Genomic DNA, 18,683 nt, shown 5'->3' with positions numbered 1-18,683 from the left:
GGTCAAGCACGCAAAACGGCGACACAAGAGCGGATTCCGCAGATCCGCGCCACACTTGACGCGGCACCTCGGCGATCCCTAGCGTTTCCACGAATGTGAATAACGTCCATGCATGCGGCCACCTGTCCCAGGCGGCGGACCAAGGAGACCCGAGGATGCCCGCTCCCCGCACCGTTCTGCTCACCGGCGCCGCCGGCGGGCTCGGCACCCTGATGCGGGACCTGCTCCCGGACTACGGCTATGAACTGCGCCTGCTCGATCTGCGCCCCGTCGAGGGCGAGCCGGACGCGATCGTCGCGGACCTGGCCGACAGGGCGGCCCTGCGGGAGGCCGTGCGGGGCGTCGACGCGATCATCCATCTGGCGGGCATCTCCCTGGAAGCCCCCTTCGAGAAGATCCTCCGCTCGAACATCGAGGGGACCTACAACCTGTACGAGGCCGCCCGCGAGGAGGGCGTCGGACGCGTCGTCTTCGCCTCCTCCAACCACGCGGTGGGCTTCACCCCGCGCCCGCAGGGCGACGCCCCCCTCATCCCCGTCGACACCCCGCGCCGCCCGGACACCTTCTACGGCCTGTCCAAGTCCTTCGGCGAGGACCTCGCCCAGTTCTACTGGGACAAGCACGGCCTGGAGACGGTCTCGGTGCGCATCGGCTCCTGCTTCGCCGAGCCGACCGGCGTGCGGATGCTGTCGGTGTGGATGAGCCCGGCCGACGGCGCGCGTCTCTTCCACGCGGCCCTGACCGCCGAGGGCGTCGGCCACACCGTCGTCTACGGCTCCTCCGCCAACACACGCCTGTGGTGGGACCTGTCGACGGCACGGGCCCTCGGCTACGAGCCGCAGGACGACTCCGAGCCGTACGCCGAGAAGCTCATCGCCGAGCAGGGCGAACTCGACCCGGAGAACATCGCGCACGCCTACCTGGGCGGTCACTTCGTGAGCGACCCGCCGATCTGGCCGTACTGATCCCGACGCGGGAGGCTTCCAGGGCGGGCACCGAACGGGCCCGCCCGCCGCGTATTCGGGCACGGACGCTGCCCGATCCCACGCCCCTGACCCCTGACCCGCAGGTCCGTGGCGGGCGCGCTCCGCGTTCAAACGGGCACATACGGGCCGTATCGGTCGCGTAACAGGCCTGGTCACTGCCGCACGCCCCCTGTAGAACTTCCCCCATGGACCCCACGGGGCCCGAACGGGCAGGGAAGCGGAAGGCAGGTGTCGGCCATGGGCGAGAGGACCGCCGAAGAGCGGCAGCGCGAGATCGTACGCGTCGCTCGTGCCACCGGCTCGGTCGACGTCGCCGTACTCGCCCTCGAGCTGGGCGTGGCCAAGGAGACCGTACGCCGTGATCTGCGCGCCCTGGAGGACCACGGTCTGGTGCGCCGCACGCACGGCGGCGCATACCCCGTGGAGAGCGCCGGTTTCGAGACGACGCTCGCCTTCCGCGCCACCAGTCACGTGCCCGAGAAGCGCAGGATCGCCGCAGCCGCGGCCGAGCTGATCGGGGACGCCGAGACGGTCTTCGTCGACGAGGGCTTCACCCCGCAGCTCATCGCCGAGGACCTGCCCCGGGACCGGCCGCTGACCGTGGTCACCGCGTCCCTGCCGGTCGCGGGCGCGTTCGCCGAGGCCGAGAACGTCTCGGTGCTGCTGCTCGGCGGCCGGGTCCGCCCCGGCACACTGGCCACCGTCGACCACTGGACGACGAAGATGCTGGCAGGCTTCGTCATCGACCTCGCCTTCATTGGCGCCAACGGCATCACCCGCGAACACGGTCTGACCACCCCGGATCCCGCGGTGAGCGAGGTCAAGGCACAGGCCGTGCGAGCCGCCCGGCGCGTGGTCTTCGCGGGCGTGCACACCAAGTTCGGAGCGGTCAGCTTCTGCCGGTTCGCCGAGATCGGCGCACTGGAGGCGATCGTGACGAGCACCCTGCTGCCGGCCTCGGAGGCCCACCGGTACTCGCTGCTGGGGCCGCAGGTCATCAGGGTCTGACAAACCGGCGCATCCGCCGGGTGCGCGCGCAAAGACCGAGCCCCGGGGCACCTCCGCGGCTGACTCACGCCCGCAATCTCCCGATACATCCAGGAGCGATCCATGCGAACCCAGAGCCGACGGCGGCCGTCGCGAGCCACGCTCGCCATGGCCGCCGCAGGGACGCTGCTCGCCCCGCTGCTCTCCGGTTGCTGGGTCGGAGCGGGCGGCTCCGGGTCGGGCGGCGACTCCATCAACGTCCTGATGGTCAACAACCCCCAGATGACCGAGCTGCAGAAGCTCACCGCCGCCCACTTCACGAAAGAGACCGGCATCGAGGTGAACTTCACCGTCCTGCCCGAGAACGACGTCCGCGACAAGATCAGCCAGGACTTCGCCAACCAGGCGGGTCAGTACGACGTCGCCACGCTCTCCAACTACGAGATACCGATCTACGCCCGCAACGGCTGGCTGCACGAGATGAACACGTACGTCGCGAAGGACCCGGCATACGACGAACAGGACGTCCTCGAGCCCATGCGCCAGTCCCTGACCGCCGAGAACGGCAAGCTCTACGGGCAGCCCTTCTACGGCGAGTCGTCCTTCCTCATGTACCGCAAGGACGTGTTCGCGAAGAAGGGCCTGACGATGCCCGCGCACCCGACCTGGACGCAGGTCGCGGACCTCGCCGCGAAGGCGGACGGCGCCGAGCCCGGCATGAAGGGCATCTGCCTGCGCGGACTGCCCGGCTGGGGCGAGGTGATGGCCCCGCTCACGACGGTCGTGAACACCTTCGGCGGCACCTGGTTCGACAAGGACTGGAAGGCGCGGCTCGACTCCCCCGAGTGGGAGAGGGCGACGAAGTTCTATGTCGGCCTGGTCCGCGAACACGGCGAGTCGGGGGCCGCCCAGTCCGGCTTCGCCGAGTGCCTCAACAACATGACCCAGGGCAAGGTCGCCATGTGGTACGACGCCACCTCCGCCGCCGGTTCCCTGGATTCCGCCGGCTCCCCGGCGAAGGGGAAGGTGGGCTACGCCCCCGCACCGGTCGAGAAGACCGCTTCCTCGGGCTGGCTCTACACCTGGGCCTGGGGCATCCAGAAGGCGTCCCGCAACCCCGACAAGGCCTGGAAGTTCGTCAGCTGGGCCTCCGGCAGGCAGTACGAGCAGCTCGTCGGCGACGAGTTCGGCTGGTCGAACGTCCCGGCCGGCAAGCGGGCGTCGACGTACACGAACGCGGCCTACGTGAAGGAGGCCGCCGCCTTCCAGGAGATGACGAAGGAGGCCATCGAGGGCGCCCGGCCGAACGACCCCGGAGTGCAACCACGCCCCGCACCCGGCATCCAGTTCGTCGGCATCCCCGAGTTCACCGACCTCGGCACCAAGGTCTCGCAGGAGATCAGCGCCGCCATCGCCGGACGGCAGTCCGTCGAGTCGGCCCTGAAGAAGTCGCAGCAGCTCGCCGAGCGGATCTCCGAGGAGTACGAGGGACGATGACAGCGACGACGACGGCCCCCGCGGCCGCGACTCCCCTACGCACGCCGCGCGCACCGTCCGCCCGACTGCGCGCCTGGGCCACCCGGGCCCCGCTGCTCCCCGCCCTGATCTTCACGATCGCCGTGACCCAGCTCCCGTTCGTGGCCACGCTGGTGATCTCGTTCTTCGACTGGAACGCCCTCTACCCCAAGGCCCGCCACTTCACCGGCCTCGACAACTACCGCCAGGTGCTGACCGACGCCGACCTGCGCCACTCGGTGTGGACGACGGTCCTGCTGACGGCGGCGGTGGTGCTGACGAGCCTGGTCCTCGGGCTGGTGCTGGCGCTGCTCCTCGACAGGCGGTTCCGCGGCCGGGGCGTGGTCCGCACCCTCCTGATCGCTCCCTTCCTGGTGGTCCCGGTGGCGGCGGCCCTGCTGTGGAAGCACGTGCTCTACAACCCCGAATACGGGCTGTTCAACGGCCTGCTGCACTATGTGGGCGGCCCGCAGCCGGACTGGATCTCGAACATGCCGCTGCCGGCGGTGGAGGCATCGCTGATCTGGCAGTGGACGCCGTTCATGATGCTCATCCTGCTGGCCGGCCTGCAGAGCCGGGACCAGGAGCAGATCGAGGCCGCGCGCGTCGACGGCGCGGGCGACTGGCAGATCTTCCGCTACCTGACCCTGCCCCACCTGCGCCGCTACCTCGAACTCGGCGCCCTGCTGGGCTCGATCCACATCGTCCAGAACTTCGACGCGGTCTTCACCGTCACATCGGGCGGCCTGGGCACGGCGAACCTCCCCTACACGGTCTACCAGAGCTTCTACCAGGCCCACGAGAACGGCCTCGCCTCCGCCGCGGGCGTCCTGGTCGTCATCGGCTCGATCATCATCGCGACCTTCGCGCTGCGCGTGGTGTCGTCCCTGTTCCGCGAGGAGGTGTCGCGCGCATGAGCACCATGCCCGTACGAATCCGCCGCAAGGGCGCCGGTATGGGACTGGTGGCGTGGCTGGCCGGGATCCTGTTCTTCCTGCCCATCGCCTGGATGGCGCTGACGTCCTTCCACTCGGAGGAGGACGCGGCGACGAACCCGCCGTCCTTCACGGCCGCCCTGACCCTGGACGGGTACCGCGAGTTCTTCGGCACGGGCGGCGGCGCGAGCCCCTGGCCCCCGCTGATCAACTCGACGGTGGCGTCGGTGGCGTCGACGCTGCTGGTCCTGCTCCTCGCGTTGCCCGCGGCGTACGCGCTGTCGATCCGCCGCGTCCGGAAATGGACGGACGTCCTGTTCTTCTTCCTGTCGACGAAGATGCTGCCGGCCGTGGCGGGCCTGTTGCCGATCTACCTGTTCGCGAAGAACGCGGGAATGCTCGACAACATCTGGCTCCTGGTCGTTCTCTACACCTCCATGAACCTGCCGATCGCGGTGTGGATGATGCAGTCGTTCCTGGCCGAGGTGCCGGTCGCGGTGATCGAGGCGGCGCGGGTGGACGGGGCGCGCCTGCCGACGGTCCTGGCCCGGGTGGTGGCCCCGATCGCGCTGCCGGGAATCGCGGCGACGGCGTTGATCTGCTTCATCTTCAGCTGGAACGAGCTGCTGTTCGCCCGGGTGCTGACGGGCGTGGTCGCCGAGACGGCCCCCGTCTTCCTCACCGGCTTCATCACCAGTCAGGGCCTGTTCCTTGCGAAGGTGTGCGCCGCGTCGCTCGTCATCTCCCTGCCGGTGCTCGCAGCGGGGTTCGCCGCCCAGGACAGACTGGTCCAGGGCCTGTCCCTGGGCGCCGTCAAATAGGACGGAAGTCCAGGGGGCGAAGCCCCCCTGGCGGGGGCGACTCAAGCACCTGACCCGAACAGTCCCGGGTAAGGGAACGGTAAAGCGCCCTGGATCGTTCACCCGGCATGACAGCTATGACCCCCGGCTCGAACATCCCCCTCCCCGCTGCCCGCGTGACGGTGGACGTCTCCGCCCCCGTGCGGCTCGACGTATCGGGCCTGCTGCTCACCGCCGACGGCAAGGTGCGCTCCGACGACGACTTCATCTTCTACAACCAGCCCAGCGGACCGGGCGTGACCTACCGGTCCGGCGGCGGCACCGCCCCCGACGCGATCACCGTCGACACCACCGCCGTGCCCCCCGGGATCGAGAAGATCGTCATCACCGCCAGCCCCGACGCCGCAGGCCAGACCTTCCAGGGCATCGAACCGACCGCCACTGTCCGCAACGCGGCCGACAACAGCGTCCTGGCCACGTTCACGCCCCCGCAGCTCGGCTCCGAGACGGCACTGGTGGTCGTCGAGATCTATCTCCGCAACGGCGCGTGGAAGGCCCGCGCGGTCGGACAGGGATACGCCAACGGCCTGGCCGGCATCGCAACGGACTTCGGCGTCACGGTGGAGGAGCCCACCCCTGCTCCGGCGGCCCCGCCACAGCCCGTCGCCCCGCCGCAGCCCACCATGCAGCCCCCGGTGACCCCGCCCGCCCCGCCCCTGTCCACGCCCGCCGCTCCCGCCGCTCCTCCGGCCCCGCCCGCCCCCGGCACCGGGAAGATCAACCTCGACAAGGGCCGCGTCAGCCTCCAGAAGAACCAGACCGTCTCCCTCGTCAAGGGCGGCCGCCCCCTGCTCTCCCAGGTCAAGATGGGCCTCGGCTGGGAACCGGCGTACCGCGGCAAGGACATCGACCTGGACGCCTCGGTCATCGCCTACGGCCCGCAGCGCAACCACATCGACAGCTGCTACTTCGGCAAGCTGACCATCGTGAACGGCGCGATCAAGCACTCCGGCGACAACCTCACCGGCGAGGGCGGCGGCGACGACGAGGTGATCACCGTCGATCTGGGCCGGCTCCCGCAGGACGTCACCGGGCTCGTCTTCACCGTCAACTCCTTCTCCGGCCAGAAGTTCACCGAGGTCGCCAAGGCCTACTGCCGCCTGCTGGACGCGTCGACCGGCGAGGAACTCGTGCGCTTCGACCTCACCAACGCGGAGGCCCAGACCGGCGTGATGATGGCCAAGCTGATCAAGCAGTACTCGGGAGAGTGGGAGATGACGGCCATGGGTCAGTTCGTCAAGGCCCGCACGGTTCGCAACATGGTCAAGCCGGCCGCCCAGGCGCTCTGACCGGACGTACGATCTCTGCGGGCGCCCTCCGACCAGGGGCGCCCGCCGTCCGTCCTGCGCCCACCGTCACCGCGCAGGCCGCAGCCCCTCCGTCAGCAGTGACAGATACCGGCGGATGTACTTCCCCTCCCCGTCCGCCAGCTCCGACGCCGTCGCCACACCGTGGGCCAGCCGCAGGATCTCGATCGGCTCGACGTCCTGCCGCAGGGTCCCTTCTCGACGCGCCGCCTCCACCAGCCGCGTCGCCGCCTCCTTCACGGCGGTTCCGCAGGCCGTGACCACGGCCGGGCTGCCGTCCGTGACAGCCGTGCCGAGGAGCGCCTTCAGCCCGCGGACCTGGATCATCCCCGCACTGAGCTCGCACAGCCACTCCATCAGCGCCTCGCCCGGCGGCAGTTCCCCCGCGATCTCGTCGGCCCGCTGCGCGATCGCCTCGATGCGGTCGACGTACGCGGCCTCCAGCAACGTCCGACGGGTCGGGAAGTGCCGGTAGAGCGTGCCCGATCCGACGCCGGCGCGCTTCGCGATGTCGTCGAGGGACGCGCCCTCCCCATGCTCGGCGAAGGCCTCCGCCGCCGCCTTCAGCAACCGCTCGTAGTTGCGCCGAGCGTCCGCGCGCATGGGTCTGACCTGCGTCATCCAGTTCCTCCTCGCAAACCGGGGGCTCTCTCCGTATCTCATGCTCCTTCACATGGCCCGGGGACACCGGACAGGAAGCACCCATGGCCACCGGCACGACCTCCGCGCCGTCCTCCTCGTCATCGTCACCGCCTACCTGATGGTCGGCGTCTATTCCACCCTCGTCAACGTCGCGCTCACCGACCGGCACGGCGGGCATGACCTCGCTCGTCCACGCGTTCATCCGTGTTTCGGAGAGGGCCGGAGCGACACCCGGGCGCTGCTCGGCGGCCCCGCTTCAGTACGGCGGCGGTCTTCGGCACGGCGACCCGGCACGCGGCCCTAGAACAGCGCGCTGTACGCGTTCAGCGCCGGCTGCCCGCCCAGGTGGGCGTAGAGCACCGTGGAGTCGCGGCCGATCTCACCGCGCGCGACCAGGTCGACCATTCCGGCCATCGACTTCCCCTCGTACACGGGGTCGGTGATCATCCCCTCGGTCCGCGCGGCGAGCCGCATCGCCTCCAGGGTGGTCTCGTCGGGGATCCCGTACGTGCCGGCGTGGTACCGCTCGTCCAGTTCGACGTCCGCCTCGGTCAGCTCCCGCTGCAGTCCGACGAGGCTCCCCGTGTTCCGGGCGATCCGCGCGACCTGCTCGCGGGTGGTGGCGGGCTTCGCCGACGCGTCGATACCGATAACACGCCGCGGCCGTCCGCCCGCCTCCTCCAGGGCGGCGAACCCGGCGACCATTCCGGCCTGGGTGGAGCCGGTCACCGAGCACACCACGACCGTGTCGAAGAAGACGCCGAGTTCCCGCTCCTGCTCGGCGACTTCGTAGGCCCAGTTGGCGAAGCCGAGGCCGCCGAGCGGGTGGTCGGAGGCGCCGGCGGGAATGGCGTACGGCTTGCCGCCCGACTCCTCGACCTCCCGCAGCGCCTGTTCCCAGCTCTCCTTGAAGCCGATGCCGAACCCGGCCCGCACCAGCCGTACGTCGGCCCCGGCGAGGCGGCTGATCAGGATGTTGCCGACCTTGTCGTACACGGAGTCGGGCCACTCGACCCAACTCTCCTGGATGAGCACGCCCTTGAGCCCGGCCCGGGCAGCACAGGCGGCGACCTGGCGGGTGTGGTTGGACTGCACCCCGCCGATCGAGACGAGGGTGTCGCAGCCCTGGGCGAGGGCGTCGGCGACCAGGTACTCCAGCTTGCGGGTCTTGTTGCCGCCGTACGCGACACCGGAGTTGCAGTCCTCCCGCTTGGCCCACAGGGAGGCTCCGCCGAGGTGCGCGGTGAGCCGCTCCAGCGGGTGCACCGGCGACGGTCCGAAAAGGAGGGGATAACGCTCGAACGAGGAAAGGGACATGGGTCCTCCCGGGTCAGTCGTCGTCGGCGAGGGCTGCGAGGCTCCGCCAGATCTCCGCGGTGACGCGGACCGCCGCATCCGTGTCACCCGCCGCGCAGGCCTCGATCAGCTGCTCGTGCAGCCCGGCCGAACGGCAGGTGCCGCCCTCGCCGAAGCGGCGGCGCTCCAGACGGCGGATGAGTGGGGTGTAGCGGGCGATGGTGGCGGCGGCCGCGTGGTTGCCGGCCACGCGGACGAGTACGTCGTGCAGCTCGTCGTCGGCGCGCAGCGCCGCGTCCACGTCGCCCACGCCCACGGCCGCAGCGAATCGCTCGTTGGCCGTGCGCATGGTCTGGACGTCCGCGGCGAACAGCCGGGGCACGGCGACCCGTGTGGCCAGCTCGTGCATGGCGCCGACCACGGCCGCCGCGTCCCGTACGTCGGCGGCGACGACCGGGGTGACCCGTGTGTAGCTCTGCGGCTTGCTCTCGAGCAGCCCCTCGTCCACGAGACGGGAGAACGCCTCCCGCACCGGCGCCCGCGACAGCCCGAGCCGCTCGGCGAGATCGGCGTCCCGCACCGCCGTGCCGGGCTCGAGGTCTCCGGCCACGATGGCGTCCCGGATCGCTGCGTAGGCGCGGTCCCTGAGCAGGGTGCGCCGGACGGGTCGTATGGCCTCCACAACTGAAATGTTAGATGTCAATTCAGGATGCGGACAAGGGTGTGGCCCGCACCCCCCGTAGAAGTGCGGGCCACGATCCGGCTCGAGGCTCAGGCGGTCCAGGGCCAGTCGGCGTCCCGGGCGGCCTCGAGCAGCGGAACCATCCGGAAGGCCGCGTCCGAGAGGCCTCCGAACGTGTGCCTGTTCGCCTTTCCGGACGGTCCGTGGCCCGCCCGGTACCCGGCGAGGTTCCAGGTGTAGACCGGCACATGGGCGGGGACCTGCTCGGTCGGGTCGCCGTGGTGGCTGTACGCGTACTGCTCGTCGGTGACGATCAGCACCCGGTCGTGCTTCTTGTAGTGGCGGCGCACCGCCTCGGTGGTGTCGGTGCCGCCCAGGTTGCCGAAGCGCTCCAGGATCTTCAGCGCCGACTCGCCCTTGCGGAACTTCACTCGGCTGCTCGACGAGCCGAACTCGACGAGATCCGCGTCCGCCGCCCGCAGCGCGAGCGCCGTGCCGAAGATCGCCGCCGCGTCGGCACGGTTGAGCTCCGAGCGGTCGGACATCCGCGAGTAGAACATCGAGCCCGAGCGGTCGACGAGCACCAGCGTCCGGCCGGGCAGCGCGGGCACGTTGACCAGCGAGTGACCGAGCGCCTGCTCCAGCGGGTACGCCCAGCGCAGCGACGGTGCGTGCTGGTAGGCGGCGAGGTACCGGAAGGGGAACTGGCGCGAGCGCGCGACCTCCGCCGGGTCGCTGATCCGCGCCGCGACCCGGGCCGCGACCTCGTCGGAGACACCGGCCTGGTCGAAGTTGCGCAGGTTGCGGACGAGTGCCATGGCGCCCATGGACGGGATGACGGCCTCCCATGCCTCCTTGTCCATCGGGCCCTGCAGCCAGCCCGCCAGCGCCTCCCACGTCATCCCGGCCGCCGCGAGCCGCTCGGCACCGCCCGTCGACGTGACGACCGCGCGCCGCGCCCCGACCGGCAGCGCCATCAGCTCGCGGTGCGCGGTGAGGACGGTGCTCGACGCGGGCGGTACGGCGGTGTCCGGGTTGTGCCGGCGGTCGAGGGCGTACTGGAACAGCTCGCCCTGCCACGGCTTGTCCGGATCCGGCGCCGCGTGCACGAGGTTGAGGATGTCGCCGAAGCGGTAGCCCTTCGACGCGGTGTCGTACTTCAGCAGCGACTTGCCGCTGTAGAGACGTCGTACGGCGTCGGCGATGCCGCGCTTGACCGGCTTGGGGACGTTGCGGCCGTACGTCGCGGTCCAGTACGCGAGCAACTCGCCGGGCTCGTCCGGCCGCCGCAGCACGGAGGCCACGACCTGCCGGTTCGACGGGCCGTCGGTCGCTCCCGCCTCCAGGCGTGCCTTCACGTACTCGGCAGCACCGACGACTGCGGCCGTACGGAGGTTGCCCTCGCCGCGCAGCCAGCCGAGCAGGCCGGCCGTCCAGGCCGGGTCGGTGACGGCGAGCTCGCGCACGAGCGTCGCGAACCGGTCGTCGCGGGCGGCGCCGCTCTCGTAGAACGTCTGCTGCGAGACGAAGTTGGAGACCGCGAGCAGGAAGAGCTCGGAGCGCGCGTCGCGCTCATGGCCGCGGCCGCCCTCGTATGTACGGAGCACCCGGCCCGTCGAGGTGACGCGCGAGGTGGGCTGCGCCTTCCTGGTACGGGTGTTGAATCGCGCCATGGTGAATTCCCCCGAATTCTTGTTCCGTTTCGGAGGGAAGCACGGCAAATGGAGGATGCCCGAGGTCAAGGGCGGCCACGGCACATAATCAGGCGCGTCTTCCATTTCCGCCACGTCGACCGTGAGTCGACGACGGGATTCGAACCCGCAACATACCTGATCCCGAAGTACCCGTTGCCTGCGCACCGGGCACCCACCATATGCTGCGCCTCCCGAGATCAAGTCGGCGGCGGCATCGGATTCTCTTTGCAAAAGAAGTAGCCGCAGCCCGCGCACCGGGAGGTGCATGAAGTTGTGGTGTCCAGAGATCGAGGTCGGCGGAACCGACAAAGGTGCTCTAACCCCTGAGCTACACCGGCGCGTTGTACCGGTGGCGGGACTCGAACCCGCGGCCGCCCCATTATGAGTGGAAGTAGGTCCTGCCTTCGCACCTGGACGTGCATCACTTTAGGAGGACGGCCGCGAGCCGGGCGAACGAATTAATTTCCGCGGGGCGAGCGGGAAGTTCAGCCGCGCTGCTGCCGCTTCCAGGGCCCGGTGATGGCGAGCAGGATGCCAGGGCTCTGGATGTTGGCGAACAGGGTATGGCCGTCGGGCGAGAAGGTGACGCCGGCGAACTCGCTGTACTCGGGCTCCTCCTCGGTGCCGATGTTCAGCTCGTTGCGGGCGATGGGGTAGGTGCGGCCGCTGTCGGTGGCGCCGAACAGGTGCTGGATGCCTTCGCCGTCCTCGGCGAGGATCAGGCCGCCGTACGGGGAGACGGTGATGTTGTCGGGGCCGTCGAAGGCGCCGTCGACGGACGGGTCGGGGTTCACGCCGAGCAGGACCTTGAGGGTCAGGGTGCGGCGCTTGGGGTCGTAGAACCAGACGGCACCGTCGTGCTGGACGGGGCTCTCGGCACGGGCGTACGAGGAGACGATGTACGCGCCGCCGTCACCCCACCACATGCCCTCCAGCTTGCGGGCGCGGGTGACCTGGCCGGTGGTGAACTGCTTGCGGACGGCCACCGTCTTCGCGTCGCGGTCGGGGACGGTCACCCAGTCGACGCCGTAGACCGTACCGATCTTCGTGGCGCGGGAGAGGTCGTCGACGAACTGGCCGCCGGAGTCGAAGCACTTGAATGCCTCCAGGACGCCCGCGTCGTCCGCGAGGGTGCGCAGCTTGCCGCGGCCGTGCCGGAAGCCCTCCGGCGGGGTCCAGCGGTACAGCAGGCCGTTGGGACCGGAGGCGTCCTCGGTGAGGTAGAGGTGGCCGCGCTTGGGGTCGACGACGACGGCCTCGTGGGCGTAACGGCCCAGTGCCTTGATGGGCTTGGGGTCGCGGTTGGCACGGCGGTCCTCGGGGTCGACCTCGAAGACGTACCCGTGGTCCTTGGTCATGCCGTTCTGGCCGGCCCTGTCCTCGGTCTCCTCGCAGGTGAGCCAGGTGTCCCAAGGGGTGCTGCCGCCGGCGCAGTTGGTGGAGGTGCCGGCGATGCCGACCCATTCGGCGACATGGCCGCCGGGGCGCACCTCGACGACCGTGCAGCCGCCGGACGCGGCCGGGTCGTAGACGAGGCCCTCGGTGAGCGGCACGGGGTACTGCCAGTTCGCGCGCGGGCCCTTCAGTTCGTGGTTGTTGACCAGGAGGGTCGCGCCGCGCGGGCCGCAGAACGCGGCGGTGCCGTCCTGCTTGGACGGGGTGAACTCGCCCGACTCCAGCTTGGTCTTCCCGCTGTAGGTGATGATCTCGTACTTGAACCCGGCGGGCAGCGCGAGGATGCCGTCGGGGTCGGGGAGCAGCGGGCCGTAGCCGACCCCGCCGTGCGCGGCCGCGGATTCCTCGCCGGCGCTCTCGACGTCGGTGGACGCGAGGGCGTTGGGAGCGGTGGCGAGGGCGCCTACGCTGCCCGTGAGTGCGACACCGGCACCGGTGATCGCGGATTTTCTAGCGAAGTCCCTGCGGGTGAGCGACATGGTGTCTCCTGTGACGGTGGGCGTGCCGTGGAGGGTGGCGGACGTCGGGTCGGCGCCACGGTCGCGCCCACGCCTGAACACCAGTTGAACTCAGGTCGACTTCACGGACCCCGCTTCCGTGAATCCACCGCGGACGTCACGACGCGCCGGGCCGCGTTGAACGACGCTCGCGAACCGACGGCGACCCGCGCCACGGGGTGAGGTCCCGGGGGCCGGCGTTCGAGGCCCGGGTTCCACGAGCCGGCCTGCGCGCGGCGGACCGCCGGCATACGGCGCCCAGCCACTGGACAACGGCCGCCGCGTTCCTCCGGCCGGCGGCCCGGTAGTGCCCGTCGCAGTCGCCGACCCTGCCGGGCACCGGCAGACTGCCGGGTGCCGCCATCGCCGGCACCCGTGCCCCGGGCGTCGGCCCACGGCACGCCCCCAGATCCGAAAGAGCGTCCGCCCACGGCACGCCACCACATCCAGCCGGACCGCTGCACGGCGCCGACCCCGATCAACCCGATGCCGAATACCGCCATCGCCGGCACCCAGGCCCCGGGAGGCCGCCCACCGCGCGCCACAAGATCCGGACGGACCGCTACACGGCGCCGACCCCGATCAACCCGATGCCGAATACCGCCATCGCCGGCACCCAGGCCCCGGGAGGCCGCCCACCGCGCGCCACAAGATCCGGACGGACCGCTACACGGCGCCGACCACGGTCAACCCGGTGCCGAATGCCGCCGTCACCCGGCACCCAGGCCCAGAGCGTCCGCCCACGGCACGCCACCACATCCAGCCGGACCGCTGCACGGCGCCGACCCCGATCAACCCGGTGCCGAATGCCGCCATCACCGGCACCCAGGCCCCGGGAGGCCGCCCACGGCACGCCGCCGGATCCGACCGGACCGCTCCAAAGCGTCGGCCACAGGCCCTCAGCGGCCGGCGGGCAGGCGCCCGCCGACGCTCCGTGTCAGCGGGTTGCCGCTCAACTCCCGTGCTGCGAACGCGCCTTGAACGCCGCCTTTCTGGCCTCCTTGGCGATCCTCTTGTCGGGGTGGATCCGGCCCATCGCCTCCAGCACGTCCGCAGTGGCGGGGTGGTCGACGCGCCACGCCGCCGCGAAGAAGCCACTGTGCTGCTGCGCCAGCCCCTCGACGAGCCCCGTCAGCTCGTCGGAGGTCCCCTCGGCGGCAAGCTGCGCGGCCAGGGTGTCGATGGTCAGCCAGAAGATCATCGCCTCGGACGGGGCGGGCACGTCCGGCGCGCCGTGTTCGGTCAGCCACACCCGGGCCAGTCCGCCCAGTTCCGGGTCGTCGAGCACGTCCCGCAGCGCCGGTTCGGCGTCCGCGCCGACCAGGGACAGCGCCTGCTGGCAGCACAGCCGGCGCAGCGGTGCGCCGCTGTCCGAGCCGCGTGCGGCCGCCAGCAACTCCCGTGCCGCGGCGAGGGGTTCGCGTCGTGCCAGCCACTGCTCGGTCTCCGCGCGTGCGGCTCGCGGGCCGAAGCCGGCCGTCCCGTCGAGCAGCGCGTCGGCGCCCTTGTCGGCGAGGTCCCCGACGGCGGGCGCCGCGAACCCGGCCTCGATGAGCCGCGCCCGCAGTCCGTACAGGCCGAGCGGGGTGAGCCGCACCATGCCGTAGCGCGTGACGTCGGTGTCGTCGACCGGCACCGGGGCTTCCTCGTCGGCATCTGCCATGAGGGCCTCGTCCACCGGCTGGTACTCCACGAGCCCGACCGGCGCCAGCAGCCGGAACTGGTCGTCGAGCCGCATCATCGCGTCGGAGACCTGCTCGAGTATGTCGTTCGTGGGCTCCCTCATGTCGCCGGGCACGATCATCGACGCGGCGAGCGCGGGGAGCGGCACCGCGCCCTCGCCGGCCCCGTCCTCGCTCACCGTGAGCAGGTACAGATTGGCCAGCACCGCGTCGAGGAACTCCGCCTCGGACTCGGGGTCCCAGTCGAGCTGCGAGAAGTCGACCTCGCCGCCCTCGTCCATGGCCTCGACCAGGTCGTCCAGGTCGGGCACGCTCGCGTCGGCGAGCACGGTCTCCAGCGCGTCCTGCCACACCGCGAGCACGTCGTGCGGGGAGCCGCCGGTCAGCAGCGCCAGGTCCTCGCCCGCGGCCACGGTGCCCGCCTCCTCGTCGACGACCTCGACGAGACCGGTGTCCACGGCGACCCGCCAGGCCTCACCGGCGTAGGCGGCCGCGTCGTCCCCGCTCAGCCCGAGCGCCTCGGCCGCGGCCGGCAGCTGCTCGTCCACGAGCTCGCCGCCGGCGTCGACGCGCGTGTCCGGTCCGGCCCAGCGGGCGAGGCGCGCGGCCCGGGAGAGCAACGGCGTGGACAGCGCGTTCCGCGCCAGCTCCGCTTCGGGGTGCAGACGCACCGGCGGCAGGGGGGAGCTGTCTGACATCGGCTGGTTCTCCTAGGCGCCTTGACGGCCGTACCACTCACGGCCCAAGCGCTCAGCCTAGACGGATTTCCACCCATGCCGCCCGGTTCATCTCCCCGTTGGGTGCTGTACATGGCCGAAACCTTGACAACTGACCTGACCTGGCAGGAGATTGACGCGCGTAGAAATCCGGCGGACATCTGTTCACTGTATTTTCTACGCGCGTCGCCATCGCCCCACAGATCGCGGCTCCCACGTCCCGTGCTTCACCCTCGCCCCGGCGCTCACATACGTCCCCGGAGGGATCTCCTTGACCAGCAGGTCTTCCGCGCGTCTCGCCGCGCTCACCGTCGCCGCCGTCTGTTCCGCGGCGTCCACCGTCGTCCTCACCTCGCCCGCGCACGCGGACACCGCGCGCATCCATGACATCCAGGGCGCCACCCGAATATCCCCGTACGCCGGCCAGAAGGTCACCGATGTGGCCGGAATCGTCACCGGTGTGCGCACCTACGGCTCGTCCAGAGGCTTCTGGATCCAGGACCCGACCCCGGACGACAACCCGGCCACCAGTGAAGGCGTCTTCGTCTTCACCGGCTCCACCCCGAAGGTCGCCGTCGGCGACTCCGTCACGGTCACCGGCACGGTCTCGGAGTACGTGCCCGGCGGCACCTCCTCCGGCAACCAGTCGCTGACCGAGATCACCAAGCCGACGGTGACGGTCCTGTCGAGCGGCAACGCGGTACCGGCCCCGACGGTGGTCGACGCGAAGTCCGTGCCGGCCGCGTACGCCCCGGCCGGCGACACCGCCGCGAGCGGCTCGATCAACGGTCTGACGCTCGACCCCGCCAAGTACGCCCTGGACCACTACGAGTCCCTGGAGGGCATGAACGTCCAGGTCGCCGACGCCCGCGTGGTGGGCGCCACCGACCCGTTCACCGAGCTGTGGGTCACGGTGAAGCCGCGCGAGCACACCACCCGCCGCGGCGGGACGCTGTACGGCTCCTACGACTCCCAGAACACCGGCCGACTGCAGATCCAGTCGCTGGGCTCGACGGCCGCCTTCCCGGTCGCGAACGTCGGCGACACGCTCACCGGTACCACCACGGGCCCGCTGGACTACAACCAGTTCGGCGGCTACACGCTCGTCGCCAACGAGATCGGCACCCTGAAGAGCGCCGGTCTGCAGCGCGAGTCCACGCGCAAGCAGCGTGGCGGCGAGCTGGCGGTCGCGACGTACAACGTCGAGAACCTCGACCCGTCCGACGCCACGTTCGAGGAGCACGCCTCCGCGATCGTGAACAACCTGAAGTCACCCGACATCGTGTCCCTGGAGGAGATCCAGGACAACAACGGCGCGACGAACGACGGGACGACCGCCGCCGACGTGACGATGACGAAGCTGATCGACGCGATCGTCGCGGCGGGCGGCCCGAAGTACGACTGGCGTTCCATCGACCCCGCCAACAACACCGACGGCGGCCAGCCGGGCGGCAACATCCGCCAGGTGTTCCTGTTCAACCCGGAGCGGGTCTCCTTCACGGACCGCGCGGGCGGCGACGCGACCACGGCCGTCGGTGTGACCAAGGTGAACGGCAAGGCCCAGCTGACCGTCTCCCCCGGCCGCATCGACCCGGCGAACGAGGCCTGGCAGACCAGCCGCAAGCCGCTGGCCGGCGAGTTCGTCTTCCGCGGCCGCACGGTCTTCGTGATCGCCAACCACTTCAACTCCAAGGGCGGCGACCAGGGTCTGACCTCGCAGTACCAGCCCCCGGCGCGCAGCTCGGAGACCCAGCGCCACCAGCAGGCGACGCTGGTCAACGCGTTCGTCAAGGACATCCTCGACACGCAGAAGAACGCGGACGTCATCGCGCTCGGCGACATCAACGACTTCGAGTTCTCCGACACCGCGAAGATCCTCGAGGGCGAAGGCGAGCTGTGGTCGGCGATCAAGTCGCTGCCCAAGAGCGAGCGGTACACCTACGACTATCAGGGCAACAGCCAGGTCCTGGACCAGATCCTGGTCAGCCCGTCGATCCGGCGGGGCTGCGACTTCGAGTACGACAGCGTGCACATCAACTCGGAGTTCAACGACCAGATCAGCGACCACGACCCGCAGGTGCTGCGGTTCCACCCTTGACATGCTCCTCGGGCTGAAGCCCGAGGATTCTGGCCGTCTCTACGGGGCGCTGTGCCGCTACGCGGCACAGTTTCCTGTAGGGATTCCGTGGCTTCCTGTTTCTTCGCGCTGTGCCGGGACGAGTCGTGGTCTTACCCGCGCTCCGCAGGCTGTCACCGCCAGTCCGGCGGCCTGTTTCACGTTCTTCGCGGCGTTCACGTCGCGGTCGTGGACGGTCCCGCAGGCGATACAGGTCCACTCGCGCACATCGAGGGGTTTGGGGCCGTCGCGGTGGCCGCAGGCCGAGCAGACCTGGCGGGTCGGCTCGAACCGGTCGATCCTGATGAAGGTGCGGCCGTATCGTTCGGCCTTATACGCGAGCATGGCCGTGAACTGTGACCAGCCCGCGTCGTGCACGCTCTTGGCCATCCTCGTGCGCGCCAGTGCCTTGACCGCCAGGTCCTCCACGGCGACCGCTTGGTTCTCGCGGATCAGCTTCGTGGAGAGCTGGTGGTGGAACTCGCGGCGCGCGTCGGCGACCTTCGCGTGCGCACGGGCGACCTTCCCTCTCGCTTTCTCGCGGTTCTTCGATCCCTTCCGCTTGCGGGCAAGGTCTTTCTGGGCCTTCTTCAGCTTCTTCTCCGCCCGCCGCAAGAACCGCGGAGAGTCAATCTTCGTACCGTCCGAGAGGACCGCGAAATGGGTCAGCCCCAGGTCGATGCCGATGCTCTGGCCGGGGTCGGGCACCACGCAGCATCGGCATCCGGTTCAGTCTCGATGACGAAAGACGCGAAGTACCGCCCCGCCGCGTCCTTGACGACGGTGACCGAGGATGGCACGGCGGGCAGAGCCCGGGACCACTTCACCGCCACCGCGCCGATCTTCGGCAGCAGCAGCCTCCCGCCCCCGGTGATCTTCCAGCGGGCGTTCGCCGTGAACCGCACGGCCTGACGGGCATCCCGACGGGAACGGAAACGCGGCTCACCCACCCGCGCCCCAGCCCGCTCCCCCTTCAACGAGGCGAAGAAGTTCGCGTACGCCGCATCCGCGTCCCGCAGCGCCTGCTGGAGCACGACCTGGGAGACCTCCGCGAGCCAGGCCCGCGCCGGGCGGGCCTTGGCCTGGGTGATCAACGTCTTGGACAGCACCGCGGACGTCGGGTACTTCTCCCCAGCCGCGCGAGCGTCGCGGCGGGCACGCACCGCGTCGTTGAACACGACGCGGGCGCACCCGAACGCCCTCGCCAACGCTCCCTGTTGGCCGGGCTCCGGGTACATCCTGAAGACGTACCGAAGCTGCATGCGAGCATCGTAGAAACGGCCGACTCGCCAGCACCACACAGAACATTCGTT

General features: G+C 70.3%; 14 protein-coding genes and 1 pseudogene. 8 read left to right on the top strand and 7 right to left on the bottom strand.

The annotated features are described in order from the left end of the window. Nucleotides 1–155 precede the first annotated feature (155 nt). From ABZO29_RS34225 to ABZO29_RS34200, 6 genes are all read left to right on the top strand, one after another. Nucleotides 156–965: an NAD-dependent epimerase/dehydratase family protein gene (locus tag ABZO29_RS34225; RefSeq protein ID WP_367324058.1), complete on the top strand. Its 810-nt coding sequence runs from the start codon at nt 156–158 to the stop codon at nt 963–965. A 258-nt stretch (nt 966–1,223) separates the two neighbouring features. Next, the gene (locus tag ABZO29_RS34220; RefSeq protein ID WP_367324057.1) at nt 1,224–1,994 is read left to right on the top strand and encodes a DeoR/GlpR family DNA-binding transcription regulator; all 771 of its coding nucleotides are present in this window, start codon (nt 1,224–1,226) and stop codon (nt 1,992–1,994) included. Nucleotides 1,995–2,096: 102 nt separating this feature from the next. Next, nucleotides 2,097–3,470 carry a sugar ABC transporter substrate-binding protein gene (locus ABZO29_RS34215; protein ID WP_367324056.1) on the top strand — a complete coding sequence of 458 codons (1,374 nt, stop codon included), beginning with the start codon at nt 2,097–2,099 and terminating at the stop codon, nt 3,468–3,470. Then, complete coding sequence (locus ABZO29_RS34210; RefSeq protein ID WP_367324055.1) at nt 3,467–4,405, top strand: carbohydrate ABC transporter permease; 939 nt, start codon at nt 3,467–3,469, stop codon at nt 4,403–4,405. Before ABZO29_RS34215 ends, ABZO29_RS34210 begins: the two co-directional genes overlap by 4 nt. Further along, nucleotides 4,402–5,244, top strand: coding sequence for a carbohydrate ABC transporter permease (locus ABZO29_RS34205; RefSeq protein ID WP_367324054.1), 843 nt, complete (start codon nt 4,402–4,404; stop codon nt 5,242–5,244). The genes ABZO29_RS34210 and ABZO29_RS34205 overlap by 4 nt, the downstream gene beginning before the upstream one ends. Nucleotides 5,245–5,360: 116 nt before the next feature. After that, the gene (locus ABZO29_RS34200; protein ID WP_367326321.1) at nt 5,361–6,572 is read left to right on the top strand and encodes a TerD family protein; all 1,212 of its coding nucleotides are present in this window, start codon (nt 5,361–5,363) and stop codon (nt 6,570–6,572) included. 66 nt (nt 6,573–6,638) lie between these two features. On the opposite strand, the gene ABZO29_RS34195 is transcribed toward ABZO29_RS34200, so the two are convergent. Continuing rightward, entirely contained in the window at nt 6,639–7,211 is a 573-nt protein-coding gene (locus ABZO29_RS34195) for a TetR/AcrR family transcriptional regulator (RefSeq protein ID WP_367324053.1), read from the bottom strand. A 52-nt stretch (nt 7,212–7,263) separates the two neighbouring features. Between ABZO29_RS34195 and ABZO29_RS34190 the strand changes: the two genes are divergently transcribed. Then, entirely contained in the window at nt 7,264–7,536 is a 273-nt protein-coding gene (locus tag ABZO29_RS34190) for a hypothetical protein (protein ID WP_367324052.1), read from the top strand. Here ABZO29_RS34190 and ABZO29_RS34185 read toward each other — a convergent pair. From ABZO29_RS34185 to ABZO29_RS34165, 5 genes are all read right to left on the bottom strand, one after another. After that, a complete protein-coding gene (locus tag ABZO29_RS34185; protein WP_367324051.1) occupies nt 7,533–8,549 on the bottom strand; it encodes a 1-aminocyclopropane-1-carboxylate deaminase in 1,017 nt (338 codons plus the stop codon). The two genes, ABZO29_RS34190 and ABZO29_RS34185, sit on opposite strands and share 4 nt — an antisense overlap. A gap of 13 nt (nt 8,550–8,562) precedes the next feature. Beyond that, nucleotides 8,563–9,210: a GntR family transcriptional regulator gene (locus tag ABZO29_RS34180; protein WP_367324050.1), complete on the bottom strand. Its 648-nt coding sequence runs from the start codon at nt 9,208–9,210 to the stop codon at nt 8,563–8,565. Nucleotides 9,211–9,299: 89 nt separating this feature from the next. Next, entirely contained in the window at nt 9,300–10,883 is a 1,584-nt protein-coding gene (locus ABZO29_RS34175) for a TROVE domain-containing protein (protein ID WP_367324049.1), read from the bottom strand. Between the two features lie 506 nt (nt 10,884–11,389). Next, nucleotides 11,390–12,838: an alkaline phosphatase PhoX gene (locus ABZO29_RS34170; protein WP_367324048.1), complete on the bottom strand. Its 1,449-nt coding sequence runs from the start codon at nt 12,836–12,838 to the stop codon at nt 11,390–11,392. 970 nt (nt 12,839–13,808) lie between these two features. Further along, entirely contained in the window at nt 13,809–15,236 is a 1,428-nt protein-coding gene (locus ABZO29_RS34165) for a hypothetical protein (RefSeq protein ID WP_367324047.1), read from the bottom strand. Nucleotides 15,237–15,525: 289 nt separating this feature from the next. Between ABZO29_RS34165 and ABZO29_RS34160 the strand changes: the two genes are divergently transcribed. Then, a complete protein-coding gene (locus ABZO29_RS34160; RefSeq protein ID WP_367324046.1) occupies nt 15,526–17,352 on the top strand; it encodes an endonuclease/exonuclease/phosphatase family protein in 1,827 nt (608 codons plus the stop codon). Between the two features lie 57 nt (nt 17,353–17,409). On the opposite strand, the pseudogene ABZO29_RS34155 reads toward ABZO29_RS34160, so the two are convergent. Beyond that, nucleotides 17,410–18,632: pseudogene (locus ABZO29_RS34155) on the bottom strand (RNA-guided endonuclease InsQ/TnpB family protein). Between the last annotated feature and the right edge of the window lie 51 nt (nt 18,633–18,683).

The organism is Streptomyces sp. HUAS ZL42 (genome assembly GCF_040782645.1).
Lineage (GTDB): Bacteria > Actinomycetota > Actinomycetes > Streptomycetales > Streptomycetaceae > Streptomyces.
The sequence above is the reverse complement of the archived record's forward strand: the minus strand, read 5'-3'. Positions and strand labels throughout refer to the sequence as shown.

What these genes read in the sequence shown, in the direction of transcription:
- ABZO29_RS34225 (WP_367324058.1), top strand. Translation starts at nt 156, where the DNA reads ATGCCCGCTCCCCGCACCGTTCTGCTCACCGGCGCCGCCGGCGGGCTC.
- ABZO29_RS34220 (WP_367324057.1), top strand. Translation starts at nt 1,224, where the DNA reads ATGGGCGAGAGGACCGCCGAAGAGCGGCAGCGCGAGATCGTACGCGTC.
- ABZO29_RS34215 (WP_367324056.1), top strand. Translation starts at nt 2,097, where the DNA reads ATGCGAACCCAGAGCCGACGGCGGCCGTCGCGAGCCACGCTCGCCATG.
- ABZO29_RS34210 (WP_367324055.1), top strand. Translation starts at nt 3,467, where the DNA reads ATGACAGCGACGACGACGGCCCCCGCGGCCGCGACTCCCCTACGCACG.
- ABZO29_RS34205 (WP_367324054.1), top strand. Translation starts at nt 4,402, where the DNA reads ATGAGCACCATGCCCGTACGAATCCGCCGCAAGGGCGCCGGTATGGGA.
- ABZO29_RS34200 (WP_367326321.1), top strand. Translation starts at nt 5,361, where the DNA reads ATGACCCCCGGCTCGAACATCCCCCTCCCCGCTGCCCGCGTGACGGTG.
- ABZO29_RS34195 (WP_367324053.1), bottom strand. Translation starts at nt 7,211, where the DNA reads ATGACGCAGGTCAGACCCATGCGCGCGGACGCTCGGCGCAACTACGAG.
- ABZO29_RS34190 (WP_367324052.1), top strand. Translation starts at nt 7,264, where the DNA reads ATGGCCCGGGGACACCGGACAGGAAGCACCCATGGCCACCGGCACGAC.
- ABZO29_RS34185 (WP_367324051.1), bottom strand. Translation starts at nt 8,549, where the DNA reads ATGTCCCTTTCCTCGTTCGAGCGTTATCCCCTCCTTTTCGGACCGTCG.
- ABZO29_RS34175 (WP_367324049.1), bottom strand. Translation starts at nt 10,883, where the DNA reads ATGGCGCGATTCAACACCCGTACCAGGAAGGCGCAGCCCACCTCGCGC.
- ABZO29_RS34170 (WP_367324048.1), bottom strand. Translation starts at nt 12,838, where the DNA reads ATGTCGCTCACCCGCAGGGACTTCGCTAGAAAATCCGCGATCACCGGT.
- ABZO29_RS34165 (WP_367324047.1), bottom strand. Translation starts at nt 15,236, where the DNA reads ATGTCAGACAGCTCCCCCCTGCCGCCGGTGCGTCTGCACCCCGAAGCG.